Source organism: Marinovum sp. (genome assembly GCF_034669705.1).
Lineage (GTDB): Bacteria > Pseudomonadota > Alphaproteobacteria > Rhodobacterales > Rhodobacteraceae > Marinovum.
This window is the reverse complement of record NZ_JAXMOR010000027.1, coordinates 23,991-48,699: the sequence shown is the minus strand read 5'-3', so window position 1 is coordinate 48,699 and position 24,709 is coordinate 23,991. Positions and strand designations below refer to the sequence as shown.

Annotated in this window: 30 protein-coding genes; 17 read left to right on the top strand and 13 right to left on the bottom strand. The window is 65.8% G+C overall.

All coding sequences use genetic code 11. The annotated features are described in order from the left end of the window. The first annotated feature begins 94 nt into the window (after positions 1 to 94). Complete coding sequence (locus tag VOI27_RS17140) at positions 95 to 787, top strand: metal-dependent hydrolase (RefSeq protein WP_323766743.1); 693 nt, start codon at positions 95 to 97, stop codon at positions 785 to 787. A 271-nt stretch (positions 788 to 1,058) separates the two neighbouring features. On the opposite strand, the gene VOI27_RS17135 is transcribed toward VOI27_RS17140, so the two are convergent. Further along, a complete protein-coding gene (locus VOI27_RS17135; RefSeq protein ID WP_323766741.1) occupies positions 1,059 to 1,802 on the bottom strand; it encodes a 1-(5-phosphoribosyl)-5-[(5-phosphoribosylamino)methylideneamino] imidazole-4-carboxamide isomerase in 744 nt (247 codons plus the stop codon). Between the two features lie 104 nt (positions 1,803 to 1,906). Further along, positions 1,907 to 2,956 (bottom strand): Glu/Leu/Phe/Val family dehydrogenase, encoded by a 1,050-nt coding sequence (locus VOI27_RS17130; protein ID WP_323766739.1) that lies wholly within the window; start codon positions 2,954 to 2,956, stop codon positions 1,907 to 1,909. 120 nt (positions 2,957 to 3,076) lie between these two features. On the opposite strand from VOI27_RS17130, the gene VOI27_RS17125 reads away from it, so the two are divergent. Beyond that, on the top strand, positions 3,077 to 3,529 hold the full coding sequence (locus VOI27_RS17125; protein WP_323766737.1) for an Lrp/AsnC family transcriptional regulator: 453 nt from the start codon (positions 3,077 to 3,079) through the stop codon (positions 3,527 to 3,529). Positions 3,530 to 4,145: 616 nt separating this feature from the next. On the opposite strand, the gene VOI27_RS17120 is transcribed toward VOI27_RS17125, so the two are convergent. Then, the gene (locus VOI27_RS17120; protein ID WP_323766735.1) at positions 4,146 to 4,427 is read right to left on the bottom strand and encodes an acylphosphatase; all 282 of its coding nucleotides are present in this window, start codon (positions 4,425 to 4,427) and stop codon (positions 4,146 to 4,148) included. 136 nt (positions 4,428 to 4,563) lie between these two features. Between VOI27_RS17120 and lepA the strand changes: the two genes are divergently transcribed. The 3 genes from lepA (at position 4,564) to VOI27_RS17105 (ending at position 7,674) form a co-directional block, all read left to right on the top strand. Further along, positions 4,564 to 6,363 (top strand): translation elongation factor 4, encoded by a 1,800-nt coding sequence (gene lepA / locus VOI27_RS17115; RefSeq protein WP_323766733.1) that lies wholly within the window; start codon positions 4,564 to 4,566, stop codon positions 6,361 to 6,363. A gap of 785 nt (positions 6,364 to 7,148) precedes the next feature. Then, positions 7,149 to 7,385, top strand: coding sequence for a hypothetical protein (locus VOI27_RS17110; RefSeq protein WP_323766731.1), 237 nt, complete (start codon positions 7,149 to 7,151; stop codon positions 7,383 to 7,385). Between the two features lie 67 nt (positions 7,386 to 7,452). Beyond that, complete coding sequence (locus VOI27_RS17105) at positions 7,453 to 7,674, top strand: dodecin (RefSeq protein WP_323766729.1); 222 nt, start codon at positions 7,453 to 7,455, stop codon at positions 7,672 to 7,674. On the opposite strand, the gene VOI27_RS23165 is transcribed toward VOI27_RS17105, so the two are convergent. Together VOI27_RS23165 and VOI27_RS17100 are read right to left on the bottom strand one after the other, a co-directional pair. Then, on the bottom strand, positions 7,671 to 7,790 hold the full coding sequence (locus VOI27_RS23165) for an entericidin EcnAB (RefSeq protein WP_416374687.1): 120 nt from the start codon (positions 7,788 to 7,790) through the stop codon (positions 7,671 to 7,673). The genes VOI27_RS17105 and VOI27_RS23165 overlap by 4 nt on opposite strands. Before the next feature lie 126 nt (positions 7,791 to 7,916). After that, positions 7,917 to 8,372, bottom strand: coding sequence for a low molecular weight protein-tyrosine-phosphatase (locus VOI27_RS17100; protein ID WP_323766727.1), 456 nt, complete (start codon positions 8,370 to 8,372; stop codon positions 7,917 to 7,919). A 111-nt stretch (positions 8,373 to 8,483) separates the two neighbouring features. Between VOI27_RS17100 and VOI27_RS17095 the strand changes: the two genes are divergently transcribed. Further along, positions 8,484 to 9,173 (top strand): NAD-dependent deacylase, encoded by a 690-nt coding sequence (locus VOI27_RS17095; protein WP_323766725.1) that lies wholly within the window; start codon positions 8,484 to 8,486, stop codon positions 9,171 to 9,173. Here the strand turns inward: VOI27_RS17095 and VOI27_RS17090 are convergent. Both VOI27_RS17090 and VOI27_RS17085 read right to left on the bottom strand, forming a co-directional pair. Further along, positions 9,170 to 9,712, bottom strand: coding sequence for a copper chaperone PCu(A)C (locus tag VOI27_RS17090; RefSeq protein WP_323766723.1), 543 nt, complete (start codon positions 9,710 to 9,712; stop codon positions 9,170 to 9,172). The two genes, VOI27_RS17095 and VOI27_RS17090, sit on opposite strands and share 4 nt — an antisense overlap. A 50-nt stretch (positions 9,713 to 9,762) precedes the next feature. After that, the gene (locus VOI27_RS17085) at positions 9,763 to 10,113 is read right to left on the bottom strand and encodes a hypothetical protein (RefSeq protein ID WP_323766721.1); all 351 of its coding nucleotides are present in this window, start codon (positions 10,111 to 10,113) and stop codon (positions 9,763 to 9,765) included. Between the two features lie 179 nt (positions 10,114 to 10,292). Here VOI27_RS17085 and VOI27_RS17080 point away from each other — a divergent pair, with 179 nt between their 5' ends. After that, complete coding sequence (locus VOI27_RS17080) at positions 10,293 to 10,739, top strand: YHS domain-containing (seleno)protein (RefSeq protein ID WP_323766719.1); 447 nt, start codon at positions 10,293 to 10,295, stop codon at positions 10,737 to 10,739. Positions 10,740 to 10,867: 128 nt separating this feature from the next. On the opposite strand, the gene VOI27_RS17075 is transcribed toward VOI27_RS17080, so the two are convergent. Beyond that, positions 10,868 to 11,959, bottom strand: a complete 1,092-nt coding sequence (locus tag VOI27_RS17075; RefSeq protein WP_323766716.1) for a type I restriction endonuclease — start codon at positions 11,957 to 11,959, stop codon at positions 10,868 to 10,870. Positions 11,960 to 12,011: 52 nt separating this feature from the next. Continuing rightward, positions 12,012 to 12,920: an FAD-dependent thymidylate synthase gene (gene thyX / locus VOI27_RS17070; RefSeq protein ID WP_323766714.1), complete on the bottom strand. Its 909-nt coding sequence runs from the start codon at positions 12,918 to 12,920 to the stop codon at positions 12,012 to 12,014. A gap of 198 nt (positions 12,921 to 13,118) precedes the next feature. On the opposite strand from thyX, the gene VOI27_RS17065 reads away from it, so the two are divergent. The 5 genes from VOI27_RS17065 (at position 13,119) to VOI27_RS17045 (ending at position 18,072) form a co-directional block, all read left to right on the top strand. Continuing rightward, positions 13,119 to 14,078, top strand: coding sequence for a thymidylate synthase (locus VOI27_RS17065; RefSeq protein ID WP_323766712.1), 960 nt, complete (start codon positions 13,119 to 13,121; stop codon positions 14,076 to 14,078). A gap of 4 nt (positions 14,079 to 14,082) precedes the next feature. Then, entirely contained in the window at positions 14,083 to 15,492 is a 1,410-nt protein-coding gene (locus VOI27_RS17060; protein WP_323766710.1) for a hypothetical protein, read from the top strand. Between the two features lie 67 nt (positions 15,493 to 15,559). Further along, positions 15,560 to 15,988 (top strand): VOC family protein, encoded by a 429-nt coding sequence (locus VOI27_RS17055; RefSeq protein ID WP_323766708.1) that lies wholly within the window; start codon positions 15,560 to 15,562, stop codon positions 15,986 to 15,988. Further along, positions 15,988 to 16,659 carry a DUF1194 domain-containing protein gene (locus VOI27_RS17050; RefSeq protein ID WP_323766788.1) on the top strand — a complete coding sequence of 224 codons (672 nt, stop codon included), beginning with the start codon at positions 15,988 to 15,990 and terminating at the stop codon, positions 16,657 to 16,659. The genes VOI27_RS17055 and VOI27_RS17050 overlap by 1 nt, the downstream gene beginning before the upstream one ends. Positions 16,660 to 16,716: 57 nt before the next feature. Then, positions 16,717 to 18,072 (top strand): MATE family efflux transporter, encoded by a 1,356-nt coding sequence (locus VOI27_RS17045; protein WP_323766706.1) that lies wholly within the window; start codon positions 16,717 to 16,719, stop codon positions 18,070 to 18,072. A gap of 33 nt (positions 18,073 to 18,105) precedes the next feature. Here VOI27_RS17045 and VOI27_RS17040 read toward each other — a convergent pair whose 3' ends face one another. Together VOI27_RS17040 and VOI27_RS17035 are read right to left on the bottom strand one after the other, a co-directional pair. After that, entirely contained in the window at positions 18,106 to 18,510 is a 405-nt protein-coding gene (locus tag VOI27_RS17040; protein WP_323766704.1) for a hypothetical protein, read from the bottom strand. Positions 18,511 to 18,514: 4 nt separating this feature from the next. Further along, on the bottom strand, positions 18,515 to 19,717 hold the full coding sequence (locus VOI27_RS17035) for a pyridoxal phosphate-dependent aminotransferase (RefSeq protein WP_323766702.1): 1,203 nt from the start codon (positions 19,715 to 19,717) through the stop codon (positions 18,515 to 18,517). A 91-nt stretch (positions 19,718 to 19,808) separates the two neighbouring features. On the opposite strand from VOI27_RS17035, the gene VOI27_RS17030 reads away from it, so the two are divergent. The 3 genes from VOI27_RS17030 (at position 19,809) to VOI27_RS17020 (ending at position 21,071) form a co-directional block, all read left to right on the top strand. Further along, on the top strand, positions 19,809 to 20,207 hold the full coding sequence (locus VOI27_RS17030) for a helix-turn-helix domain-containing protein (RefSeq protein ID WP_323766700.1): 399 nt from the start codon (positions 19,809 to 19,811) through the stop codon (positions 20,205 to 20,207). Beyond that, the gene (locus tag VOI27_RS17025) at positions 20,204 to 20,488 is read left to right on the top strand and encodes a succinate dehydrogenase assembly factor 2 (RefSeq protein ID WP_323766698.1); all 285 of its coding nucleotides are present in this window, start codon (positions 20,204 to 20,206) and stop codon (positions 20,486 to 20,488) included. Before VOI27_RS17030 ends, VOI27_RS17025 begins: the two co-directional genes overlap by 4 nt. A gap of 85 nt (positions 20,489 to 20,573) precedes the next feature. After that, a complete protein-coding gene (locus tag VOI27_RS17020; protein ID WP_323766696.1) occupies positions 20,574 to 21,071 on the top strand; it encodes a MarR family winged helix-turn-helix transcriptional regulator in 498 nt (165 codons plus the stop codon). On the opposite strand, the gene VOI27_RS17015 is transcribed toward VOI27_RS17020, so the two are convergent. Then, positions 21,068 to 21,490 (bottom strand): cytochrome c, encoded by a 423-nt coding sequence (locus VOI27_RS17015; protein WP_323766694.1) that lies wholly within the window; start codon positions 21,488 to 21,490, stop codon positions 21,068 to 21,070. The genes VOI27_RS17020 and VOI27_RS17015 overlap by 4 nt on opposite strands. Before the next feature lie 127 nt (positions 21,491 to 21,617). Between VOI27_RS17015 and VOI27_RS17010 the strand changes: the two genes are divergently transcribed. Further along, a complete protein-coding gene (locus VOI27_RS17010) occupies positions 21,618 to 22,052 on the top strand; it encodes a DMT family transporter (RefSeq protein WP_323766692.1) in 435 nt (144 codons plus the stop codon). A gap of 11 nt (positions 22,053 to 22,063) precedes the next feature. Here VOI27_RS17010 and VOI27_RS17005 read toward each other — a convergent pair whose 3' ends face one another. After that, positions 22,064 to 22,903, bottom strand: coding sequence for a universal stress protein (locus tag VOI27_RS17005; protein ID WP_323766690.1), 840 nt, complete (start codon positions 22,901 to 22,903; stop codon positions 22,064 to 22,066). 192 nt (positions 22,904 to 23,095) lie between these two features. On the opposite strand from VOI27_RS17005, the gene ccoN reads away from it, so the two are divergent. Beyond that, complete coding sequence (gene ccoN, locus VOI27_RS17000; RefSeq protein ID WP_323766688.1) at positions 23,096 to 24,709, top strand: cytochrome-c oxidase, cbb3-type subunit I; 1,614 nt, start codon at positions 23,096 to 23,098, stop codon at positions 24,707 to 24,709.

Sequence of the window (24,709 nt, the reverse complement as noted above, 5' to 3'; positions counted from 1 at the left end):
GAGGATCCGCCCCGGTGCCTTTTCGGTGTGCCGCGATCTGGACGGCTGGCGCCATCCTGCTAGGCTCCGAAGCATCACCAAAGGGAGACCCCACATGCAGCTTACCTGGCTCGGCCACGGCTCTTTCCGCCTCGACAGCGGCGCAGCCCGCATCCTGATCGACCCCTGGCTCACCGGCAACCCGATGCTCGAGGAAAGCCAGCACGATGCGGCCACCGAGGGCGCCACCCATATCCTGCTGACGCATTGCCATTTCGACCATGTGGTCGACGTGCTGCCGCTGGCGCGCAAGCTCGAGATCCCGGTGATCGGGCAGTTCGACGTGATGAAACACTGGGGCGAGCATGAGAACGTCGAAACCATCGGGTTCAACAAGGGCGGCACTGTCGAGGCCGCAGGGGTGCGGCTGACCATGGTGCCGGCGTCGCATTCCTCGTCCTTCGGGTCTGACAGCGGGCCGCAGGCGGCGGGCAGCGAGGTGGGCTACATGATCGCGGCCGAGGACAAGGTGATCTACCTCTCGGGCGACACCACGATCATGGCCGACATGGACTGGATGGGCGACTACCACAAGCCGCAGATCGGCATCCTCTCGGCCGGTGGGCATTTCACCATGGACATGAAGGCCGCGGGCTATGCCGCGAAACGCTATTTCAATTTCGAGACGGTGATCCCGTGCCACTACCGGACCTTCCCGATCCTCGAGCAATCGGCGCAGGCGTTGAAGGACGCGCTGCCCGGCGTCACCGTGATCGAGCCGGAGGTGCTCACCGCCATCGAGCTTTGAGCAGTCGGGTGGTGCAAGGGCGCGGTGTTCGGTCCGGAACGGTGGGTTGAAAACCCACCCTACGGAAATGGTCTTTCCGGACGACGGTGGGTTGCAAACCCACCCTACGGGGTGGCCTTGCGGTGCCGCCGGTGGCGTACAAACCCGCCCGACACCGACCGTAGGGTGGGTTTGCAACCCACCGCACCGTGGTGGGTTTGCTCCTCCCGTGCCGTAGGGTGGGTTTGTAACCCACCGCATGACCTCAAGCCTTCCCCTCCAACCGCTGCCCTCAAATGAACCCCGCCACCTCCTCCACCGGAGCCCGCGCGAGGGCCAGCGCCGCGCCGAGATCGACGCTCTTGTTGAACAGCGCCCGGCCCACCACCGCGCCGGCGACGTTGCGAACGTATTTCAGCCGCGCCAGGTCATCGAGCGTGCGCACCAGCCCGCTGGCGATCACCGGGTGGCGCGAGTGGGCGGCCAGGTCGGTGACCAGCGCCAGCGAGGCCTCGGCGTCGCTGATGTCGCTGTCGATGTCGGTGACCATGATCGCCGCCAGCGGGTCTTCGGCGAAATGCGCGATGAAATCGCCCGGCGCATAGGCCGAGGTCTCGCGCCAGCCGTGGGTCATCACCCGGCCCCGGTAGACATCGACCGCGAGGACAATCTGGTCGGGGTGGTACTTGGCGGCCGATTTCACCAGGTCGGGCTGGTTCAGCGCGGCGGTGCCGATCACCACCCGGCCCGCGCCCATGTCGAGCAGATGCTCGATCCGCTCGCGCGAGCGCACGCCGCCGCCGATCTGCAGCGGCGCCTCGGCGGCGCGGATCAGATCCTGCAGCAACGCATCCTGCGGCGGCTGGCCGGCGACGGCGTCGAAATCGGTGACGTGGATCCACTCGGCCCCGGCATGGGCAAAGCCACGCACGCAGTCGCAGGGATCAAGGTGCCAGATCTGTGGCTCCTCGAGCCGCCCGCGATAGAGGCTGACCGGCTGGCCGTTCTGAAGTTCGATGGTCGGATAAAGCTGCATGACACCCCTCCTTGCCGCATGACTATAGCATTAGGCGGGGGATCGCGCGAACGCCGCGCGAAACGCGGCGCTCCCGGGTCTGATTTCGACCTGCAGGCGCGGCCTCAACCGGCGCGGCGCAGCGCCATGCCCTGCTCGACCGTGGCATCGGCCACATGCGCCGGGCTGGTATCCCGGCGGGCAGCAGCGTCGAGGATGCCGCGCATGGTGTGCTCGAGCTGGGCCAGCCGCTCGGTGACGAAATCGGCGCGGTTGCCGATCCGCAGGATCTCGCTTGCCGCGTTGATGATGCCACCGCCGTTGGCGACATAATCCGGCAGGTAAAGGATGCCGCGCGCGTGCAGCGCATCCGCCGCCGCATCATCGGCCAGCTGGTTGTTGGCCGCGCCGCAGACCATCGCCGCGCGCAGCTCGGGCACGCTGGCGGAATTGAGGATGCCGCCGATGGCGCAGGGGGCAAAGACATCCGCCTCGGCCCGGTGGATCGCCTCGGGCGCCGCGACCTCGGCGCCGAACCGCGCCTGCGCCTCGGTCACCCGCGCCGCCACGGTGTCGGCCACGATCAGCTCCGCCCCCGCAGCCGCGAGACGCTCGCAGAGATACCAGCCGACATGGCCAAGCCCCTGCACCGCCACCCGCTTGGCCGCCAGATCAGCGCTGCCGAATTGTCGCGCTGCGCCGATCTTCAGCGCGTTGAACACGCCCTGCGCGGTGATCGGCGAGGGATCGCCGCTGGCAAAGGGCCCGTCGGCCAGCCCGGCGACGAAGTCGGCCTCGCCGGCCAGAACCTTCATGTCGTCGGGGCTCATGCCCATGTCCTCGGCGGTCCAGTAGCGGCCGTCGAGAGCGGCCACCGCGCGGCCCATGGCCCGCAGCTTGGCGTCGGTTTTCTCGGTGGCGGGATCGCCGAGGATCACCGCCTTGCCACCGCCCAGCGGCAGGCCGGCGGCGGCGTTCTTGTAGGTCATGCCGCGCGACAGGGCGAGCACATCGGCCAGCGCCGCGTCAAAGCCATCGTAGACCCGCATCCGCAGCCCGCCGGCGGCCGGTCCGGCCTGGGTGGAATGTATCGCGATCAGCCCCTCGAGCCCGCTGTCGCGGTCGCTCACGCGGTAGACCTCTTCGTGGGTGCTGCACTCGATCCGTGTCAACATGGCGCTCTCCTCCTATTTGTTCCGATCCTAGCGGCGCGCGGGCGCGAAAACTCACCAAAGACCATTGCCCCGGGCGGACGGATTGGTGAAAATCTCCAAAACAGAGGGAGATCTTGGGGAATGGACGCAACAGATGCCCGGATCGTGCAGGCCCTGCAGCGCGACGGCCGCCAGCGGCTGGCCGATCTGTCGGAGGCCATCGGCCTCTCGGCCACGCCGCTCGCCCGCCGCATCGCCCGGCTGGAAGCGCAGGGCGTCATCACCGGCTATTCCGCCCGGGTCGATCAGGAGAAGCTGGGCCTGCCGCTCAACGCCTTCATCTTCGTCGAGCTCGAACAGCAGAGCCGCGAGGCGCTCGACCGGTTCGAGACCGCGCTGCGGCGGTTCGACGAGGTGATGGAATGCTACCTGATGACCGGCACACGGGATGTGCTGATCCGGGTGGTGGCCCGCGATCTGACAGGCTTTGACCGGTTTCTGGAGGACGGGCTGATGCAGGTGCCGGGGATCCGCAACATGCGCTCGAGCTTTGCCCTGAGGACGATGATCCGGCGGGATGTGCTGCCGATGTGAAGGTCGTGGGGTGCTTGCTCTCGGGTGGGAAAGACGGCGAGGTCCGGGGTTCGGCGGGATGCCTGCGACCAACACTTCCCCGTCCCGCCCCCCGCGCCGAGACCTCCGGGCGGGAGACAGTGAGGTCCCTGCTCAAGGCCGGGACGGCGGTGGGAAGGATTGAGGAGCGCGCGCGATGAGCGTTGCCTCGCGCCCCGGTTCGATGAGTGGGCAATTTTGATGTACCCGCGTCCTGCCCCCCGCGCCGGGACCACCGGCGGCAGACGGTGAGGTCCCGGCTCAAGGCCGGGACGGCGGTGGGGATAGCCGACGTGAGCGGGGGGCTGCTCTCGGGGAGTACAAAACGCAGGGCGATCTGGCGCAATGCGCACCGGCAACAAGCCACCCGCGTCCCGGCCTCCGCGCCGGGACCTTCGGCGGCAGGCGATGAGGCCCCGGCTCTAGGCCGGGACGGCGGGTGCAGTGAACGTCAGATGAGACCCCAGCTGTCGCGGACTGCGCTCAAAGTTTGCGCCACCGGCGATGCACATCCCCGAGGATGGCCAACCTCCATGCCCGCGCGCTAGGACCTCTCTGAACAACCAGCCAGACCCCCGCGACGGTGGCAAGTCGCCCTCTAGCCGGTGATCTCGAAGCCTGTGACCTCCGGCACCGGGGTGACCGCCTCGACCGAGACATCGCGGACCGCCGCCGCGCCGGGGCCGGCCCACATGCTGTCGAGCATCGCCTCCACCTTGTCCGGCGGCCCCACCACCAGCGCCGAGACCGAGCCGTCGGGGTTGTTGCAGACCCAGCCCTGCACACCGAGGTTTTCCGCCTGTCCCTGGGTCCAGGCGCGGAAGGCCACGCCCTGCACCCGGCCCATCACCCGCGCCCGTCTCGCGATCTTGTCTGCCATCGGCTGTCCTCCTCAGTGCTGTCGTGGCGCATGGCCCCGACTGTGACATGAAATCCGCCGCGACAAAACCGATGGCAGCCGCCGCGACGCGCAAGCCCGATTGACGATCCGCCCGTTTCACATCATATCCCCAAGCATGACAGACCTCGCCCATATCCGTAATTTCTCGATCGTCGCGCATATCGACCACGGGAAATCCACCCTCGCCGACCGGCTGATCCAATCCACCAATACGGTGGCCCTGCGGGACATGAAGGAACAGCTGCTCGACAGCATGGATATCGAGCGCGAACGCGGCATCACCATCAAGGCGCAAACCGTCCGGATCGACTATGTGGCCAAGAATGGCGAGCATTACGTGCTCAACCTGATCGACACCCCCGGCCACGTCGATTTCGCCTATGAGGTCTCGCGCTCGATGCGCGCCGTGGAAGGCTCGCTGCTGGTGGTCGATTCGACCCAAGGCGTCGAGGCGCAGACCCTGGCCAATGTCTATCACGCCATCGACGCCGACCACGAGATCGTGCCGGTGCTCAACAAGATCGACCTGCCCGCCGCCGATTGCGACCGCGTGGCCGAGCAGATCGAGGACGTGATCGGCATCGACGCCTCCGAGGCGGTGCAGGTCTCGGCCAAGACCGGCATCGGCATCGCCGAGACGCTCGAGGCTATCGTCCACCGCCTGCCCGCCCCCAAGGGCGACCGCGAAGCGCCGTTGAAGGCGATGCTGGTGGACAGCTGGTATGACCCCTATCTCGGCGTCGTCGTGCTGGTGCGGATCATGGACGGTGTGCTCAAGAAGGGCGACAACATCAGGATGATGCAGACCGGCGCGAAATACGGCGTCGACCGGATCGGCGTCTTCCGCCCGGCGATGACCGTGATCGACGAGCTTGGCCCGGGCGAGATCGGCTTCATCACCGCCTCGATCAAGCAGGTCCGCGATACCAAAGTGGGCGACACCATCACCCACGAGAAGAAGGGCGCCGAAAAGCCTCTGCCCGGCTTCGCGCCGTCGCAGCCGGTGGTGTTCTGCGGGCTCTTCCCGGTCGACAGCTCCGAATTCGAGGACCTGCGCGACGCGATCGAGAAGCTGGCGCTGAACGACGCCTCCTTCAGCTACGAGATGGAGACCTCGGCGGCGCTGGGCTTCGGCTTCCGCTGCGGCTTTCTCGGGCTTTTGCACCTCGAGGTGATCCGCGACCGGATCGAGCGCGAGTATGACATCGAGCTGATCACCACCGCGCCCTCGGTGATCTATCACATCTACATGAAGGACGGCTCTTTCATCGAGTTGCACAACCCCGCCGATATGCCCGACCCCTCGACCATCGACCACCTCGAGGAACCGCGGATCAAGGCGACGATCCTGGTGCCCGACGAATTCCTCGGCGACGTGCTCAAGCTCTGCCAGGACCGCCGCGGCATCCAGATGGACCTGACCTATGCCGGTGCGCGGGCGATGGTGGTCTATGACCTGCCGCTCAACGAGGTGGTCTTTGACTTCTACGACCGGCTGAAATCGGTCACCAAGGGCTATGCCTCCTTCGACTACCAAATGACCGAGTACCGCGAGGACAACCTCGTCAAGATGCAGGTGCTGGTGAATGACGAGCCGGTCGACGCGCTCTCGACCATGGTGCACCGCGACCGCGCCGAGATGCGCGGCCGGGCGATGTGCGAGAAGCTGAAGGAGCTGATCCCGCGCCACATGTTCAAGATCCCGATCCAGGCGGCCATCGGTGGCAAGGTGATCGCGCGGGAGACCCTCTCGGCGCTGCGCAAGGACGTGACGGCGAAATGCTATGGCGGAGACGCGACGCGGAAGAAGAAGCTGCTCGAGAAGCAGAAGGCCGGCAAGAAGAAGATGCGCCAGTTCGGCAAGGTGGACATCCCGCAGGAGGCGTTTATTTCGGCGTTGAAGATGGATGGGTGAGCCGTAGGGTGGGGTTTCACCCCACCGATCCGCCCAATTTGTCGAGAGGCTTTCTCAACGCTCGAAAGATGGACGGGTCACCGTCCATCTTCTCCTAGAGCCATTAGGGAGTTGGCGGCCCGATTTGCACGTTTCCAAGCCGGACTGCCTCGTCAAGAGCAGTTACGGTCCGTAAAATTCTGTCTGCGTCGGCAATAAGTTCAAGCGCGAGTTCTCGCGAGACATTCTGTTCTTCTGGATAGTAAACAAGCTTCCCGTGATCCCGGCGTTTATGGATATATAAAACTCGCAGATGCCTATTGTTTTCACTAGGAAAAAAGGCTCCGTGCGCAGCTATATTCCTATTGCCTTGATAGGTCGCTAGCCATGCGGTGAGGTCTTCCAGACTCCGCCCCCAATCTCCCTGAATTAACCTTGCAGCCCTTCGCAACCGTACAAGAAGGTCTTTAATTGGTAGCTTCCGAAGCTCATAGAATAGTTTAGTTAATATTTGGAGATTGTTGGATTTCGCCTCAATATTCATAACCAAGCTGCAGACTGCCAACTCAATATGTGCGCACGTTTGCAAATAAAGACCCAAGTCATAAATAAACTGCTTCGGCAGGTGCGTCCTAAAATTGGCTCTATTCGCTTTTCGGACATCGCATTACCGCCTAACGACACTGCAACACAGTAAATCCCAGAATTTAAATTGCAACCTTTAACAGCGCCCACCCAAACGTGACCCCCACTCCCTCCCCCTCCATGCTACCCTCCCCCACACGCAACCTCGGGGGAGACCCACCATGAAACACCTCACCACCGCCGCCCTACTGGCGCTGCTCGCCAGCCCGGCCGCCGCGCACCAGTGCCCGGCCGACATGGCCGCCGTCGACGCCGCGCTGCAGACCGCCAGCCTATCAGCCGCCGATCTGGCAAAAGTCAAACAACTCCGCGCCGAGGGCGAGGCGCTGCACAAGGCCGGCAGCCATGCCGCCTCGGTCAAGGCGCTGGCCCAGGCCAAGGCGCTGCTCGGGCTCTGAGAAACTTCGACAGGCGGGCGATGCGCACTAGGATCCGGGGCACAGACAGCAACCGGAGGACCCGAACATGTCACATGTCTATCCCGTCACCGAAGTCTACGGCTCGTCCACCGACAGCATCGACGACGCCGTGAAACAGGCGGTCCGCACCGCCTCCAGGAGTCTGCGCCATGTCGAATGGTTCGAGGTCACCGACATCCGCGGCCACGTCAAGGACGGCGAGGTCGCGCATTTCCAGGTCGGCGTGAAGCTCGGCTTCCGGCTCGAACGCGACGGCGACGACAGCTAGGGGATCGCGCGTTCCACCACGCGGCCTGCCGATTGCAGGTCGCGTGAGGCGCCGCGCACCGTCTCGCAGCCCGCCACTGCCACCAGCGCCACTCCGGCGATCCAAAATTTCCACATGCTCCGGCCTCCTGCAGGTCTTGTCGCCCCGGCCTTAGCCTGACCGGCCGGGGTTGAAAAGTGCCACCTCCGGCTCATGGTGAAAAGTGCCGCCTCCGGCTCATGGTGAAAAGTGCCGCCTCCGGCTCAGGGCGCGATGTCGCGCAACAGCCCTCTGGCGCAGCGTTCGATCAGCGCCAGGGCGCCGTCGTAATCCCCGGTGAAATACGGGTCTGGCACGTGATCCTCGGGGCCCTCGGCATAATCGGTGAAGAGCCGCACCGGGGTGTCAGAGCCGCCGCGCAGGGCCTCGATGTTGCGCAGGTTCTCGGCATCCATCGCCACGATCAGGTCGAAAGCGTCGAAGTCCGCCGCCGCAAGCTGCCGCGCCCGCTGCCGGCTCAGGTCATAGCCGCGCCGCCGGGCCGCCGCCTGCATCGGCGGATGCGGCGGGTGGCCGATGTGCCAGTCGCCGGTGCCGGCGCTGTCGAGCTGCAGGCCCGGATCGCTGGCCAGATCGCCAGCCAGCTCGCGGACCACCCCCTCGGCGGCGGGCGAGCGGCAGATGTTGCCGAGACAGACGAAGAGGATGCGGGTGGTCATGAGCGTGCACCTTTGCCAATATTGCCGCGGGATCGCCCCGGTGTAGCTTGCGGGTGCGGCGGGGGCAATCGGGGCCCCGGTGTCGGGCGTCCCCGCGCACAGGAGGAGCCCATGGGCAGGATCGTCATTCTCACCGGCGCCGGCATCTCGGCCGAGAGCGGGCTCGGCACCTTTCGCGACGCCGACGGGCTTTGGGCGCGGCACCGGATCGAGGATGTCGCGACGCCGGAGGGCTTTGCCCGCGATCCGGCGCTGGTCCATGCCTTCTACAACGCGCGCCGCCGGCAGGCCGCCGAGGCCCGGCCCAATGCCGCCCACGCCGCCCTGGCCCGGCTCGAGGCCGAGAGCAGCGACGCGGTGACCCTCGTCACCCAGAACGTCGACGACCTGCACCGCCGGGCGGGCTCGCACCACGTGTTGCAGATGCATGGGCAGCTGACGGGCGCGCTCTGCGACATTTGCGGCCATCGCTGGGCGGCGCCGCTCGAGATGGACGAAGAGACCCCCTGCCCCGACTGTCACCGCGCCGCCGCCCGGCCCGACGTGGTCTGGTTCGGCGAGTACCCGCATTTCATGGAGGAGATCGCCGGGCTGCTGGCCGAGGCGCATCTCTTCGCCGCGATCGGCACCTCCGGCCAGGTCTACCCGGCGGCGGCCTTCGTCGAGGACGCCCGCGCCGCCGGGGCCGAGACGGTGGAGATGAGCCTCGAGCCCACCGCCGTCTCGCATCTGTTCGACAGCTGCCTCACCGGGCCGGCGACAGAGACCGTGCCCCGCTGGGTGGCGTCGTTGCTGGACTAGTGGCCGGAGTGCCCGTGGCCGTCATGGTCCGTTGCGCCGTGGTCGTGGGCATCATGGTCCGTTGCGCCGTGGTCGTGAGCGCCATGGTCCGTCACGCCATGCGCCTGCGGTTGACGCTCGAGGTCGACCGGGATCGCCAGATCGATCTCTCCGGCGCGTTCGAAGGTCAGGGTGACGGCCACCGTCGCGCCCTGTTCGAAAGGCGCAGTCAGACCCATGAACATCACGTGGTCGCCGCCCCGGGCAAGCGCATGGCTGCCACCGGCCGGCAGGGCGATGCCCTCTTCGACGTGGATCATCTTCATCACGCCGTCGCCCATGTCCTGATGGGTGTGCAACTCGACCCGCGCGGCGGCGTCAGAGCGGACGTCGATCAGCCGGTCGTCTTCCGAACCGTGGTTGTGGATCACCATGAAGGCGGCGCCGGCGCGGGGGTTCGAGGCGCGGGCATAGGCGTCCTCGATCAGGATGTCTTCGGCCAGGGCGATGGTGGCAAGGCACGTGGCGGCAAGCGCCGCGGTAAGGCGGGTCAGGGTCATCTGAAACTCCGGTCTGTGTGGGTTGGTCTGTTTGGTCTGAACAACGGGGGTCACACAGAGACTGGCGGACCGCGCGCCCGAGGGGCTGCCAGCGTTTGCCCGGCTGCGGTGGTATGCACCGGGGTCGCGGGGGCCTCGCGGACAAAGGCACGGCTCAGCAGCGCGGCAGCCGAGCCCGGCGCGGCGTCGAACAGCGACAGGGCGCACTCCGGGCAGAGGTGGCGCGGGCCGGTGGGCGCGCCGGTCTCGTCCACCAGCACGGTCAGCGGGCCGGCGCCGGTGCAGAGCACCATCACCCCCACCGGCGGCGCGGCACCGCGGGCCACGGCCATGCTCTGGCCGGTGAGGCTCAGCAGCAGGGCCAGCAGCAGGCCGGCAAGGGGACGAAGGGTCAGGCGCATGGGCACGGGGTTACGCGGTTTTCGAGCCGGCTCCAAGAGGCTGCGGCGCCCGGTCGCGGGCGGTGGGGTGCCCCCTCTCCGGAGGCGACGGTGTTCACGGGGGATCACGCCTCGGCGAGGGGCCTGTTGCGCGCGCCCAGTCCGGGGCATCCTTGCCCCTGCACCACCGGAGACATGCCATGCTGACCCGCCGTACCCTGCTCACCGCCCTCGCGGCCGCGCCGCTGCTGCCGCGTCCGGGGCTTGCCGCCGAACCGCGGGTGTTTCAGACCGGCGGCGTGGCGATCAACGGCGCCGATCCGGTGGCCTATGTCACCACCGGCGCCCCGGTGCTGGCCGGTGGCGCGATTGCCGCCGAGTGGACCGGCGCCACCTGGCATTTCGCCAGCGCCGCCAACCGCGATGCCTTTGTCGGCGATCTTGCACGCTACGCGCCGCGCTTTGGCGGCTACTGTGCCTTTGCCGCCTCTCGCGGCTATCTCGCGCCGACGGTGCCTGAGGCCTGGACGGTCCACGAGGGCCGGCTCTATCTCAACGCCAACCTGCGGGCGCGGGAACTGTGGCTGCAGGACGTGCCGGGCAACATTGCCAAGGGCGAGGCCAACTGGCCGGGGATATTGGGGTGAGGACCGTCCCGGAAACGATCCGGGGGATCGTTTCAGGTCCGAACGGGCGGAGCCCCGGGGTGTAAGTGATCGAGTCGGTGGCATGAGATGTAGGGTGGATTTCTAACCCACCTTTTCGGGACGGTAGGTTAGAAACCCACCCTACGCCTATCGCCAAGGTAGTTCCAACAATCGTACTTCTCTGCAGTCTTCGCGATCCGGTCGGCATATTGAAGAATATCGTCCAACCCATCCACCGGGATCCTTTCCTCTCCTTCAGCGTCGAAGAGGCCAACATATTTCTGAGACCTATTGAAATGCAGTCGTACAACAGGCTTCCGATTATTGTTATCAAGAAGGATAGCGCAATAACTTTTCGCATCACGCATGAATATACGCTTTGAATCGACCGTACCTCTGAGAATGCTTTTTATCAGAAGCCAGCCTTCAATTTCTTCCTGTGTAGTATCCAACCCATCGTCAGGAACGGCGTCGGCAACCTCCGACACTGCACTGCTTGTCGGTGGCTCATCCAGAGCCGAAGAAAGCCTTGTTCTAACGTTGTCTCTGACTATTTCCTTAAAGGCTGAGACTGTGGCAACACTTAACATTTCGCGTGCCTGAACCGTCAAACGACCATCAAACACTTCAGATGCAACCATCTTCGTCAACGGCTCAGGTGGATTTTCCATCCAATTGGCCAAGAATGCTTTGATGGCCGACACGTATTTGAGCCGCTCGGCTTGAGCCAAAATGTTCTCAACGTCAAAACTAGATCTAGAAAATTTGGACAACTCAGTTATTGCTGAGTTCGAGTATTCCAATAAGTCGAAGGTAAAAAATGGCCTTCTATCGAGTCTATTAATTTCCTCGAGGTCTGAAAAGAAACGGTACTCCCTTCCATTTGTCAAAATTGCAAAACGAGAATTTGTTACAGTGAAGTATCGGTAAAGCTGCCCCAAGTGCTTGTCATTCAACTGTGTACTGAGACCCTTGCACTCAATCAAGATGGAGACTTCGCCATCCCGAAGAATAGCGTAATCGACCTTCTCGCCCTTCTTGCCGATGACGTCCGCAGTGAATTCAGGGACAACTTCCCCCGGGTTAAAGATATCGTAGCCAAGCGCCTGCAAGAACGGCAGGACAACGGAGGTCTTGACAGCTTCCTCTGTCTGGATTGTCTCGGAATGTTCCTTCACTCGCTCCGCAAGCGCTTGAACCGCAATTTCTATTCCACTCATCACCTACGCCCCTCTAAATTACACGTTAGGCAACGTCAGAAGGGCCAATCTGTCAAGCATTCAAAACCCCCAAAAACTCCCGCCATTCCCCCTTGCTCATGCCAGAGGTTTCCTGCGTGACCTCCTCACCTTTCAACATCCGCCGCACACACTCAAGCGCCGTCGACGACAAGGTCGCCCCGCCCATCCGGTAATCCTCGAACGCCCGGAATGCGAAAGGCACCCAGTCGGCGACCAGCTTGCAGATCTCGTCGGCATAGACGCGGATTTCGTATTGCGCATGAGCGTCGGCGCGCAGCCGCAGGAAATGCAGCAGGTTGTGCAGATCCACCTTCCAATACCATTGCGTATAGATGTTCGCCGGCAGGTTCATCCGCGCCAATTCCCGCGCGAGGCCCTGCTGGCCGTCATCCGAGATCATCTCTTCGTAATGGTCATAGGCCCGCATCGCATCATCACGCAGATAGCGCAGTACGCGGTCGGCCTCTGCGCCCGACAAAGCCTCGCCGCGGCCCTGGTTGTTGACCGAGGATTGCGCCGCCAGCGCGTCGCGCTCGGGGATGTAGAACTCGCGGTCGAGGATCGAGTAGCGGGCGGAGTATTCGTTGACGTTGGCGGTGCGGTGGCGGATCCACTGGCGGGCGACGAAGACCGGCAGCTTCACGTGCAGCTTGATCTCGCACATCTCGAAGGGCGTCGAGTGCCAGTGACGCATCAGGTAGCGGATCAGCCCCTCGTCGTTGGTCACCGACTTGGTGCCGCGGCCATAGCTCACCCGCGCCGCCTGACAGATCGCGGCATCGTCGCCCATGTAATCGACCACGCGGACAAAGCCGTGATCGAGCACCGGGTAGACGGTATAGAGATGCGCCTCCATCCCCGGCGCGGTGGCCCGGCGGGTGGGTGTCGTCTCGGCCCGGAGTGCTTCGATCTCGGCGGCCTGTTCGGGCGTGACGGACATGGGGCGAATCCTTTCTACAAGATGAATCAGGACCCCACCATATATGGTGTCGGGCCTTGGAAAGAAACGGAGACTTGGTATGCCCGATTTGCCGCAGTCAGGTGAACTCTGCACGCTATCCGGTTTTCAACGTTGACTTATCGCCCGGCGCGACTCAGCCTGTGGACAAAATAAACGGGCAAAGACCGGGGCAGTTTCATGAATCGTTTTGTTGTGTCGCTCATCGCGGCGACGGCGCTGGGTGCGTGCACGGGCAGCACAGGCAAGGACAATCCTTTCGAGGAGGATCCCGAAGACACCGAAGAGCCGGCGGCGGCGGCGATCAACGAGGCGCTGGCCTCCAACCTGGGCCGTGTCAGCGCCCCCGGTGGCGACACGATCACCGTCGAGATCACGGCGCTTGACGGCACCCCGCTGAGCACCAGCTTCACCCGCAACACGGCGCTCGATACCAACGGCTATCTCGCCTATACCACCCAGGAAGATCCGCTCGACCGGCTCTTCGTGGTGCTGGCGGCGGCCAGCCTGGATGGCAGCGTGATCGCCGGCGTGGCCACCGACGGCGGCCAGTTCAACACCTTTCAGGGCGGCGGCTATTACGACCGCGACGGCAGCTTCGACCCGCCCGCGCTGGGCAACAGTCCGGGCGAAGGACAGGTTTCCTATGCCGGCAACTACGCCGGTCTGACCAACCTCACCTCGAGCGCCGGGTCCAACCTGTTGCCGGTGCCGCCGGGCACCGATCCGACGCTCTTGCCGGGCGAGCCGAGCCGGGTGGCCGGGACGATTTTCCTGAACGCCAACTTTGCCGACAACGCGGTCAACGGTGCGATCTACGACCGGGTGCTGATCAGCTCGGCCGACGGGTCGCTGTTGCCGCTCGATGACCTGGCGCTGCTGGTCAGCGAGATCGACGCGAACGGCGAGTTCTTCGGCGAGGTCGAGATCGACGACGGCGATCCGGACAATGCCGGCGCCGGTGTCGGCAATTACGGCGGCATCTTCGGCGGCGAGGATGCCTCGAGCGTGGCCGGTCTGGTCTCGATTTCCGGCCATATCGACGGTATCGACAACGAGCATGAGTACGGTGTGTTCGTCCTGACCCAATGCGGTCTCGATGGCGATGCCGCGATCTGCGATAACGTCGCGCCGAACTGATCCCATGCGGGCCCGGGTTGCCATCCTCGGGCTGTGCCTGGGCCTGACCGGGCCGGCCTGGCCCGATGCCACGGCGACAGCCCAGACACAGTCCGGGCCTTCGGACCCGATCGCACTGTCTCAGACAGAGGTCCGCGCGCTGATCCTGCGCGCGCTTGACGCCGGACGGCAGGACCTGGCCGGCGGCCTGGCGCTGGAGCTTTTGCGCCGCGACCCGCAGAACGCCTTTGCCCATATGGTGATGTCGACCGTGCTGATGCAGGCCGGCAACCTCGACGAGGCGCGCCGCGCCGCCAAGCTCGCCTATCGCCATGCCGACAGCCCGCGACAGCGCCATGAGGCCGCCCGCGTGGTGGCCGCCACCGAGGCGCGTGACGCGCGCTTTGTCATGGGCCAGCTGTGGATGCGCCGCGCCTTGCAGGCCGCCCCGTCGGCCAGCACCCGCGACCGCGCGATCCACGAATACCGCGCCCTGCGCAGTGCCGCCCGGCTCAGGTTCCAGCTCTCGGGCCAGATCGTGCCCTCGTCGAACGTCAACAACGGTGCGGCCGACCGGATCAACGTGATCGACGGCATCCCGGTCGTGGGCATCCTGCCCGCCACGACACAGGCGCTGTCGGGCACCATCGCCGAGGTCGGCGGCAGCTTCAGCTACCGGTTGCACGAAGGCGAGGGTTTCGAGACCCGGCTCACCGGCACCGGCCAGGTCCGCCGGGTGGCGCTGAGCGATGAGGCGCGGAGAAAGGCGCCACTGGCCGAAGACGCCGATTACGGCTCGACCTATGGCGCGCTCGGTCTGTCGCACCGCCGTGCCTTGGGCCCGGGCCGCGGCCTCGCCACCGCGACGATCAGCTTCGGCCAGGTCTGGAACGGCGGCGAGCGGTCTTATGATGTGGCCAGCGGCGGGTTGTCCTACGGCTTCGACCTTGGGCCGGAGCTGCGGCTGACCGCCGGGGCCAACTATCAGGTCCGCCATGAGGACGCCGCCGGCCTGCCGGACGTGGAGACCACCGGCGTCAGCCTTGGGGCGATCCACACCCTGGCCAGCCAGGACCGGCTGGCGCTGACCGTGGGCACCACCTGGGCGCAGTCCGACAACGGCCAGGCGCGGTCAACCGCGCGCTCGGCGCGGCTGTCGTATCAGCGGGCGAAACCGATCGGGCCGGTCTCGCTCTCGGCCTCGCTAAGCGTCACCGAGACCACCTATCACGATTACCGCATCCTGTTCTGGACCGTGCCGGGCGGCCGCGAGGACACCCGCAGCAGCGCCGAGGTCAGCTTCGGCTTCGACGGTCTGGGCTACATGGGGTTCACCCCGACGCTCACCGTCACGTCAGAGCGCACCCTGTCGAACGTCAGCCGCTTCGAGACCGAGGAGCTCTCGGTCTCGCTCGGTCTGCGCTCGGCGTTCTGAGCGCGCAGGCACTGGACATCCGCGCCGCCGCGCCTAGGCTCCGCCACAGCAATCAAAGGAGACAGGCATGGCCTTGCGCTATCTGCACACCATGGTCCGGGTCAAGGACCTCGAGACCTCGATCAAATTCTACGAACTTCTGGGCCTCAAAGAGACCCGCCGCAACGAGAGCGAGAAGGGCCGCTTCACGCTGGTCTTCATGGCCCCCGAGGGCCAGGAGGAATGTCCGGTCGAGCTGACCTACAACTGGGACGGCGACGAGGGCCTGCCCTCCGACAGCCGGCATTTCGGCCATCTCGCCTATCGCACCGAGGACATCTATGGCCTGTGCCAAAAGCTGATGGACGCCGGCGTCACCATCAACCGGCCGCCCCGCGATGGCCACATGGCCTTTGTCCGCTCGCCCGACAATATCTCGATCGAGCTGCTGCAGGAGGGCGAGGCGCTGGCGCCGCAGGAGCCCTGGGCCAGCATGGAAAACACCGGCCACTGGTGATGCGCTGGCTGGCGCTCTGCCTGCTGGCACTTTGGGCCGGGCCGGTGGCGGCAAACTGCCGGCTGGCGCTGGTGCTGGCGCTGGATGTCTCGGCCTCGGTCGACGCGGCCGAGCACCAGCTGCAGCGCCAGGGCCTCGCCGCCGCGCTCACCGACACGGCAGTGGCGGGGGCCATTCTCGATGGCTCCGGCCCGGTGGCGCTGGCGATCTTTGAATGGAGCGGCCGCCAGCAGCAGCAGGTGCTGCAGGACTGGGTGCTGCTGGAGGGCGCCGATGACCTGGCGGCGGTGGCGGACCGGGTGCGCGCCCTGCCCCGCTCCTATTCCGAGTTTCCCACCGCCATGGGCTATGCGCTGGGCTATGCCGCCGGGATGCTGCAGCGCGCACCGGCCTGCCTGCGGCAGGTGGTCGATGTCTCCGGCGACGGCATCACCAACGAGGGCTTCCGGCCGCAGCTCGCCTATCGCCATTTCCCCTTCGCCAATGTCACCGTCAACGGCCTTGTCGTCACCGGCGACGACGCTCGCGTCGTGCCCTACTACCGGCAAGAGGTGCTGCGCGGCCCCGGTCCCTTTCTCGAAGAGGCGGCGGGCTTCGAAGGCTTCGAGGCGGCGATGACCCGCAAGCTGTTCCGCGAGACCCGCGAGCTGATCCTGGGTGGCCGTCCCTGACGCCAGTGGCGGGTCGAAAGGGCTTGCCGGATGCCGCCAGAGTGATAGAGCAGCCGCATGCAGACGCCCCTGACCCACGCCCAGCACATCCGTGCCATCACCCGCATCGGCCTGCCCCTGGTGGGCGGTCACCTGGCGCAATTCCTGATCGGGCTGACCGACACGGTGATGATGGGCTGGTACGGGGTCGAGGCGCTGGCGGCGCTGGTGCTGGGCTCGACGGTGTTCTTCGTCACCTTCCTGGTGGGCTCGGGTTTCGCCTTTGCGGTGATGCCGCTGGTGGCCTCGGCGGCGGCCGAGGGCGACGAGATCGGGCTGCGCCGGGTGACCCGCATGGGGCTCTGGCTCTCGGTGATCTACGGCGCGCTCTTTTTGCCGATGTTCTGGTTCTCCGCCCCCCTGCTCGAGGCGCTGGGCCAGGACCCGGCGCTGGCGGCGGAGGCGCAGGTCTACCTGAGGATCACCGGCGCGGCGCTGATCCCGGCGCTTCTGGTGATGGTGATCAAGAGCTACCTCGCGGCGCTCGAGCGCACAGCGGTCGTGTTCTGGATCACGGTGATCGCGGCGGTGGCCAACGGGCTGGCCAATTACATGCTGATCTTCGGCAACTGGGGCGCCCCGGAACTGGGCGTCGCCGGGGCCGCCTGCGCCTCGCTGGTGGTGCATCTGGTCTCGCTCGTGGGCGTGGTGATCTATGCCAGCGCCACCCTGCCGGAACACGCGCTCTTTGCCCGCCTGTGGCGGCCGGATTTCGACGTCATGGCCCGGGTGCTGCGGATGGGCGTGCCGATCGGGCTGACCAACTTCGCCGAAGTCGGCCTGTTTGCCGCCTCGTCGATCATGATGGGCTGGCTCGGCACCGTGCCGCTGGCGGCCCATGGCATCGTGCTGCAGATCGGCACCGCCGCCTTCATGGTCCACCTCGGCCTGTCCAATGCCGCGACGGTGCGCGCCGGCAACGCCTATGGCCAGCGCGACCGTCTCTCGCTCAAACGCGGGGCGCGGAGCGTGATCGCGCTCTCGGTGGTGATCGCTCTGGTCACCTGCGCGGTCTTTCTGCTCTGGCCCGAGCCGCTGATCTCGCTCTTCCTGTCCAAGACCGACCCGGACCGCGCGACGATCATCACCCTCGGCACCGGGCTTTTGGTGATGGCGGCGCTTTTCCAACTGGCCGACGGGATGCAGGTGATGGGCCTCGGGCTGCTGCGCGGCATCCATGACACCACGGTGCCGATGATCATCGCCGCGATCAGCTACTGGGGCCTCGGGCTGACGTCGGCCTACCTGCTGGGGTTCACTTGGGGGTTCGGGGGCGTCGGCGTCTGGGCCGGTCTGGTGATCGGCCTTGCCGCCGCCGGGGTGCTGATGATGTCGCGGTTCTGGCTGCGCGTCGACCGGCTGGTGCAGGGCTGAGGGCCCCGCCCCGGCACCGTGCAGCCGGCCCGTTCACGCGTCCTTGAGCAGCCGGTCCGCCTTCTTGCGCACCAGAACCGTGCGCAGATCGTGCATCGCCAGCAGCAGCGCGTCGGTTACCATTTCCAGATCGTCGGCGCTGGCCTGCGACTGGGCCCACTGCGTGGTCAGGTTCATGTGATCCACCGTCCGCAGGATATCGTCGACCTCGCGCGCCTCGAGCAGCGCCTTGCGGTCGGCGATCCAGCGGTCGATCTCGGCCCGGTCGGCCTCGGTCAGCGCGCGGCCCCCTTGCGGCTTGACCTCGCCGCTGCGGACATTGACCGCCGCGATCTGCTCCATCTCGATCCGCCGCTGCCGGTTGCCGGTGTCCAGACGGAACACCAGCGCGCCATTGTCGCGGATGCGGAAGTAGTACTCTGGAAGGTCTCCGGTCATCGGCTCAGGACACCCCGTCGCAGAAGCTCTGGATCCGCCGGCAGGCCTCCTCGAGCTGCGCCTCTGAGGTGGCATAGCTGACCCGGAAGTTCGGACTGAGCCCGAAGGCCGCGCCGAAGACCACCGCCACGCCGGTCTCTTCCAGAAGCGCCGTGGCAAAGGCCTCGTCGGTGTCGATCAAGGTGCCGCCGGCGCTGGTCTTGCCGATCAGCCCGGCAATCGAGGGATAGACATAGAAAGCGCCCTCGGGGTTGGGGCAGGTCACGCCACGGGCCGCGTTCAGCATCCGCACCACAAGGTCGCGGCGGCCGGCGAACAGCGTGACGTTGTCGGCGAGGAAATCCTGCGGCCCGGTCAGCGCCTCGACCGCGGCCCATTGCGAAATGGTGCAGGGGTTCGAGGTCGATTGCGACTGGATCTTGCGCATTGCCGCGATCAGCGCCTTGGGCCCCGCCGCATAGCCAATCCGCCAGCCGGTCATCGCATAGGCCTTGGAGACGCCGTTGCAGGTCAGCGTGCGGTCGTAGAGCCCGGGCTCGACCTCGGCCGGGGTGCAGAATTTGAAATCGTCATAGGCGAGATGCTCGTACATGTCGTCGGTCATCACATGCACATGCGGGTGCCGCATCAGCACATCGGTCAGCGCCTTCAGCTCGGCCCGCGCATAGCCCGCGCCGGTGGGGTTCGACGGCGAGTTGAAGATCAGCCACTTGGTGCGGGGCGTGATTGCCGCCTCGAGCCGCTCGGGCGTCAGCTTGAAGCCGGTCTCGAGCGGGCATTCCACCACCACCGGTTCGCCGCCGGCCAGCAGCACCATGTCGGGATAGCTCACCCAGTAGGGCGCCGGGATCACCACCTCGTCGCCGGGGTTCAGCGTCGCCATCAGCGCGTTGTAGAGGATCTGCTTGCCGCCAGAGGCGACGCTGACCTGCTCGGGGGTGTAGCTCAGCCCGTTCTCGCGGGCGAATTTCTCGCAGATCGCCGCCTTCAGCTCGGGGATGCCGTCGGGGGCGGTGTATTTCGTCTTGCCGGCCTCGATCGCGGCGATCCCGGCGCGCTTGATGTGGTCCGGCGTGTCGAAATCCGGCTCGCCGGCGCCCAGCGCAATGATGTCACGGCCGGCGGCGCGCAGTTCCGCGGCCTTGGTGGTGACGGCGATGGTGGGCGAGGGTTTGACACGGGCGAGCGTGTCGGAAAGCAGGGACATCGGGTCGGGCCTGTGGTTTGTATATCACTGCCATCCGTCTTAGATTGCGCTGGAAGGCCGTTCAAGCGGGAAGGCCCACGAGGAGCACCAGATGCACGACGACACCACCGATTGGTATGGCCCCGATGCGGCCACGTTCGGCGACCGGCTGGCCGCCGCACGCGAACAGGCGGGGATGAGCCAGGCGGTGCTGGCCAAGCGGCTCGGCGTCAAGCTGAGCACCCTGAAGAAATGGGAAGACGACCTGCTCGAGCCGCGCGCCAACCGGCTCTCGATCATGGCCGGCATCCTCAATGTCTCGCTGATGTGGCTGCTCAACGGCGAGGGCGAGGGTGTCTCGGACCCCGACGACGTCGACCTGCTGACCCCGGATGTCAACGAACTGCTGATCGAGCTGCGCGAGATGAAGGCGGTGATGAAGTCCAACGCCGAAAAGCTCGGCCGGCTGGAAAAGAAGCTGCGCCAGCGGCTGTCGGAGACCGGCGCATGAGCGCGGCGCGGGAGGCGCAGGTCAAGCGGCTGCGAATGCGGTCGATGCGGCGCGGCATCAAGGAGATGGACCTGATCCTGATGGCCTATGCCGAGGCCCGGCTCGAGACCATGAAAGCGGCGGAGCTGGCGCGCTATGAGGCGCTTCTGGCCGAGAACGATCAGGACCTCTATCAATGGGTGTCGGGCCAGGTGGCAGCACCGGCCGAGCACGCCGGGATGATCGCCGATATCCGCGCCGTGGCGCTCTCGGTCACCGGCGGCGTCGGCCAAACCGGCTGAGGCGCGCAATTCCTGCCGGGTTTTAACGCTTTTTTCGGGTTTCTCCGTCAACCTGCCGTCAAAGAGACGAATGGCGGAGACCCTGATGAGCTTGCATTCCTCCCTGCCCGCGCCCGGAAATGCGGGCTTCATGGCCAATTATCTCGAGGCGCTGGCCCTCGTCGAACGATTGCACCGGTTGCTGCTGGACGTCATCAAGGATGAGTTCGAACGCGTCGGCGTGCTGGAAATCAACGCCGTCCAGGCGCTGTTGCTGTTCAACATCGGCGACAACGAGGTGACGGCCGGCGAACTCAAGAGCCGTGGCTACTACCAGGGCTCCAACGTCAGTTACAATCTCAAGAAACTTGTCGAAGCAGGATACATGCACCACCAGCGCTGCGAGATCGACCGAAGATCGGTCCGCGTGCGGCTGACGCCCAAGGGGCGTGACATCCGCGATGTGGTGGCGCAGCTCTTTGCCCGCCACGCCGAGGGGCTGCAGGCGCGCGGCGTGCTCGGCCCCGAGGGGATCACCGAGATCACCGGCTCGCTGCGCCGGGTCGAGCGCTACTGGACCGACCAGATCCGCTATATCTACTAGTCCTGGATGCTTTCGAGGTATTCCATCAGCGCCACCAGCCTGCGCGGGGTCGGCGTCAGCCGCCCGTCGCCCACATCGACCGGCACCAGATCGCCCCTCAGCAGCGCGCCGAATTCCGGCATCCCGGTGCCGGGCAGGTCGACCCTGGTATAGCCATCGAGGGTCGAGAGCACCTCGGCGCGCGGGAAACTGCCGGCATTGCGGGCACTGATCCGCGTCAGATCGGCCGGCGCGGGCTTCAGCCCATCGGCCAGCGGCCCGTCGCCTGCGCCACCGTGGCCATGGCACAGCGCGCAATTCTCGACAAACAGCCTGCGCCCGTCCTCGGCCTGCGGCATTTCATTGGGCTTGCAGGCCGCCAGGGCCGTAACGGCCGTCAGTGCGGCAAGGCCCAAGGCCTGGGGGCGGGTGAGTTTCATGATGTCATGTCCTGTTGCTCGCGTGATGTGACCTATAAATCCCCGCCTCCCTGCCGCAATGGCAAAGAGGCTGGCGCCCAGGGAATTTCGCGCCATAGTGTGCCCGACCTGCCAAAGGAGACGGCCGATGCCGAGTTACGCCCTGACCATGCTTGCCGCCGGGTTCGGCATTCCGCTGCTCGCCGCGCTGAACGCGGCGCTGGGCCAGCGCATGGGCTCTCCGGCGGCGGCGGCGACCATCCTGTTCTGCGTCGCACTTCTGGCCACGCTCACCGTCCTGCTGATCACTGGCCCGACCGCGCTGGCGCGGGCGGCAGGCGCGCCGCGGCATCTGTTCCTCGCCGGGCTCTTTGTCGCCTTCTACGTGCTCACAGTCACCTGGATCGCGCCGAAGTTCGGCGTCGGCAACGCGGTGTTCTTTGTCCTGCTGGGCCAGCTGGTCAGCGCCGCGGCGATCGACCATTTCGGCCTCTTCACCGCTCAGGTCTCGCCGCTCACCCTGACCCGTGCGCTGGGCATCGGGGTGATGGGCCTTGGGGTCTGGATCACCCAGCAGGCCTGAGCGCGCGCCCCTCAATGCGCCATGAACACCGGCAGCCGCGCGTGTTCGAGCAGGTCGCGTGTCGCGCCGCCCAGGATCGCCTCGCGGAACCGCGAATGCCCATAGGCGCCCATCACCAGCATATCGGCGTCGGCGTCCGTGCAATAGCGTGCCAGCACCTCTGACACCCGCGGCAGCGACCGTGACAGGATGTCGATCTCGACCTTGACGCCATGCCGCGCGAGATATTGCGACAGCGGGCCGCCCGGGTCCGAGCGGGTCGGCCCGTGCACCGGCGGATCGATCACGGTCACCGCCACCCGGTCGGCGGTCTTGAGCAGGGGCAATGCGGCGCGCACCGCCCGCAATGCCTCGGCGCTTTCGTTCCAGCCGATGACCACGCGGCGCGGTGCGGCCCGGGGCATCAGCCCCTCCGGCATCACCAGCACCGGCACCTGCGCACCAAAGAGCGCGCCCTCGATCACCGCCTCCTGATCGATGCCGCAGCCTGCGCCATAGGGTTTCGACAGCACCACAAGGTCGGCAAACCGCGCGTGCCCCGCCACCAGGCGGCCCAGATCGCTGGCCTGTGCCATGGCGACATCGGTGCTCCAGCGCAGGTCGGCCCGGCCCAGCCAGACCCGCGCGGCCGCATCGAGCGCCTGCGCCTCGGCCGAGGCGCGGGTCAGCGCCTCCTGCAGGATCACCGCGTTGGCGCCGGCAAAGTAGTATCCGCTCTGGCTGCTGTCGACGCCGAGGCAGAGCACCTCGAGATGGGCCTGCATCTGGCTGGCCAGATCGGCGGCCTGCGGTAGCACCGAGGTGTCGAGCGCGCTGTCGGTGAGAACGGTAACTATGGATTGGTAGGTCATCGAGGCATCTCCCTCATTGTGTCCCCTCACCCTGGGCCCGCCGCACCCGCCGCGCCTTGAGCCAGATCAAACCCGGGCGACCGATCGCTTGACCCAGATCAAGGCGGCCCGCGCCCCGCCGGCGCAGAAACGCCGCATCCGTATTTGCCCGGCGGTCAACGAATCCTGCGGGGCCAGACGAAGGGACGAACCATGTTGAACTATATCAATCTGGCCGCGCTCGGTCTGCTGGTGCTGTTTTCGGCGCTGGCGGCCAATTTCGCGCGCGACCTGGCCTATCAGGTGCATGCCGTGCTGATTCTCGTGATCGCCGGCGGCCTGTTCCTCTGGGTGCTGCGCAACACCGACGAAGATCCGCCCGCGCCGGTCGACGAGACCGCCTACATGGACGGTGTCGTCCGTTACGGGGTGATCGCCACCGCGCTTTGGGGGGTGGTGGGCTTTCTGGTCGGCACCTTCATCGCCTTCCAGCTGGCCTTTCCGGCGCTAAATTTCGACTGGTCCGAAGGCTATGCCAATTTCGGCCGGCTGCGGCCGCTGCACACCTCGGCGGTGATCTTCGCCTTTGGCGGCAACGCGCTGATCGCCACCTCCTTCTACATGGTCCAGCGCACCAGCGCCGCGCGGCTCTGGGGCGGCAATGCCGCCTGGTTCGTGTTCTGGGGCTACCAGCTCTTTATCGTGCTGGCCGCCACGGGCTATCTGCTCGGATCGACCCAGTCCAAGGAATACGCCGAGCCCGAGTGGTACATCGACCTCTGGCTGACACTGGTCTGGCTGGTCTATCTCGCGGTCTTTCTCGGCACGATCATCCGCCGCCGCGAGCCGCATATCTATGTCGCCAACTGGTTCTACCTGGCCTTCATTGTCACCGTGGCGATGCTGCATGTGGTCAACAACCTCTCGATCCCGGTGTCGATCTGGGGCTCGAAATCGGTGCAGGTGTTTTCCGGCGTGCAGGATGCCATGGTGCAATGGTGGTACGGCCACAACGCCGTGGGCTTCTTCCTCACCGCGGGCTTTCTCGGCATGATGTACTACTTCGTCCCGAAACAGGCCGAACGCCCGATCTTCAGCTACAAGCTGTCGATCATCCACTTCTGGGCACTGATCTTCCTCTATATCTGGGCCGGGCCGCACCACCTGCATTACACCGCCCTGCCCGACTGGGCCTCGACTCTGGGCATGGTGTTCTCGATCATCCTCTGGATGCCCTCCTGGGGCGGCATGATCAACGGGCTGATGACGCTGTCTGGCGCCTGGGACAAGCTGCGCACTGATCCGGTGATCCGCATGATGGTGATCTCGATCGGCTTTTATGGCATGTCGACCTTCGAGGGCCCGATGATGTCGATCCGCGCGGTGAACTCGCTGAGCCATTACACCGACTGGACCATCGGCCACGTGCATTCCGGCGCGCTGGGCTGGAACGGCATGATCACCTTCGGCGCGCTCTATTTCCTGGTGCCCCGCCTGTGGAACCGCGAGCGGCTCTATTCCCTGAGCCTCGTCAGCTGGCACTTCTGGCTCGCGACCATCGGCATCGTGCTCTACGCCGCCTCGATGTGGGTCACCGGCATCATGGAAGGGCTGATGTGGCGCGAGGTGGATGCCAATGGCTTCCTGGTGAATTCCTTCGCCGACACCGTTGCCGCGAAATTGCCGATGTATGTGGTCCGGGGCCTCGGGGGCGTGATGTTCCTCGCCGGCGCGCTGATCATGTGTTTCAACCTGTGGATGACTGTGAGACGCAGCCCGGCCGTCGAGGCCCCTGCCGCCGCAGCCCATGCCACGCCGGCTGAATAA

Coding starts and splice junctions, on each gene's coding strand:
- VOI27_RS17140 (WP_323766743.1), top strand. CDS start 95: ATGCAGCTTACCTGGCTCGGCCACGGCTCTTTCCGCCTCGACAGCGGC.
- VOI27_RS17135 (WP_323766741.1), bottom strand. CDS start 1,802: ATGCAGCTTTATCCGACCATCGAACTTCAGAACGGCCAGCCGGTCAGC.
- VOI27_RS17130 (WP_323766739.1), bottom strand. CDS start 2,956: ATGTTGACACGGATCGAGTGCAGCACCCACGAAGAGGTCTACCGCGTG.
- VOI27_RS17125 (WP_323766737.1), top strand. CDS start 3,077: ATGGACGCAACAGATGCCCGGATCGTGCAGGCCCTGCAGCGCGACGGC.
- VOI27_RS17120 (WP_323766735.1), bottom strand. CDS start 4,427: ATGGCAGACAAGATCGCGAGACGGGCGCGGGTGATGGGCCGGGTGCAG.
- lepA (WP_323766733.1), top strand. CDS start 4,564: ATGACAGACCTCGCCCATATCCGTAATTTCTCGATCGTCGCGCATATC.
- VOI27_RS17110 (WP_323766731.1), top strand. CDS start 7,149: ATGAAACACCTCACCACCGCCGCCCTACTGGCGCTGCTCGCCAGCCCG.
- VOI27_RS17105 (WP_323766729.1), top strand. CDS start 7,453: ATGTCACATGTCTATCCCGTCACCGAAGTCTACGGCTCGTCCACCGAC.
- VOI27_RS23165 (WP_416374687.1), bottom strand. CDS start 7,790: ATGTGGAAATTTTGGATCGCCGGAGTGGCGCTGGTGGCAGTGGCGGGC.
- VOI27_RS17100 (WP_323766727.1), bottom strand. CDS start 8,372: ATGACCACCCGCATCCTCTTCGTCTGTCTCGGCAACATCTGCCGCTCG.
- VOI27_RS17095 (WP_323766725.1), top strand. CDS start 8,484: ATGGGCAGGATCGTCATTCTCACCGGCGCCGGCATCTCGGCCGAGAGC.
- VOI27_RS17090 (WP_323766723.1), bottom strand. CDS start 9,712: ATGACCCTGACCCGCCTTACCGCGGCGCTTGCCGCCACGTGCCTTGCC.
- VOI27_RS17085 (WP_323766721.1), bottom strand. CDS start 10,113: ATGCGCCTGACCCTTCGTCCCCTTGCCGGCCTGCTGCTGGCCCTGCTG.
- VOI27_RS17080 (WP_323766719.1), top strand. CDS start 10,293: ATGCTGACCCGCCGTACCCTGCTCACCGCCCTCGCGGCCGCGCCGCTG.
- VOI27_RS17075 (WP_323766716.1), bottom strand. CDS start 11,959: ATGAGTGGAATAGAAATTGCGGTTCAAGCGCTTGCGGAGCGAGTGAAG.
- thyX (WP_323766714.1), bottom strand. CDS start 12,920: ATGTCCGTCACGCCCGAACAGGCCGCCGAGATCGAAGCACTCCGGGCC.
- VOI27_RS17065 (WP_323766712.1), top strand. CDS start 13,119: ATGAATCGTTTTGTTGTGTCGCTCATCGCGGCGACGGCGCTGGGTGCG.
- VOI27_RS17060 (WP_323766710.1), top strand. CDS start 14,083: ATGCGGGCCCGGGTTGCCATCCTCGGGCTGTGCCTGGGCCTGACCGGG.
- VOI27_RS17055 (WP_323766708.1), top strand. CDS start 15,560: ATGGCCTTGCGCTATCTGCACACCATGGTCCGGGTCAAGGACCTCGAG.
- VOI27_RS17050 (WP_323766788.1), top strand. CDS start 15,988: ATGCGCTGGCTGGCGCTCTGCCTGCTGGCACTTTGGGCCGGGCCGGTG.
- VOI27_RS17045 (WP_323766706.1), top strand. CDS start 16,717: ATGCAGACGCCCCTGACCCACGCCCAGCACATCCGTGCCATCACCCGC.
- VOI27_RS17040 (WP_323766704.1), bottom strand. CDS start 18,510: ATGACCGGAGACCTTCCAGAGTACTACTTCCGCATCCGCGACAATGGC.
- VOI27_RS17035 (WP_323766702.1), bottom strand. CDS start 19,717: ATGTCCCTGCTTTCCGACACGCTCGCCCGTGTCAAACCCTCGCCCACC.
- VOI27_RS17030 (WP_323766700.1), top strand. CDS start 19,809: ATGCACGACGACACCACCGATTGGTATGGCCCCGATGCGGCCACGTTC.
- VOI27_RS17025 (WP_323766698.1), top strand. CDS start 20,204: ATGAGCGCGGCGCGGGAGGCGCAGGTCAAGCGGCTGCGAATGCGGTCG.
- VOI27_RS17020 (WP_323766696.1), top strand. CDS start 20,574: ATGAGCTTGCATTCCTCCCTGCCCGCGCCCGGAAATGCGGGCTTCATG.
- VOI27_RS17015 (WP_323766694.1), bottom strand. CDS start 21,490: ATGAAACTCACCCGCCCCCAGGCCTTGGGCCTTGCCGCACTGACGGCC.
- VOI27_RS17010 (WP_323766692.1), top strand. CDS start 21,618: ATGCCGAGTTACGCCCTGACCATGCTTGCCGCCGGGTTCGGCATTCCG.
- VOI27_RS17005 (WP_323766690.1), bottom strand. CDS start 22,903: ATGACCTACCAATCCATAGTTACCGTTCTCACCGACAGCGCGCTCGAC.
- ccoN (WP_323766688.1), top strand. CDS start 23,096: ATGTTGAACTATATCAATCTGGCCGCGCTCGGTCTGCTGGTGCTGTTT.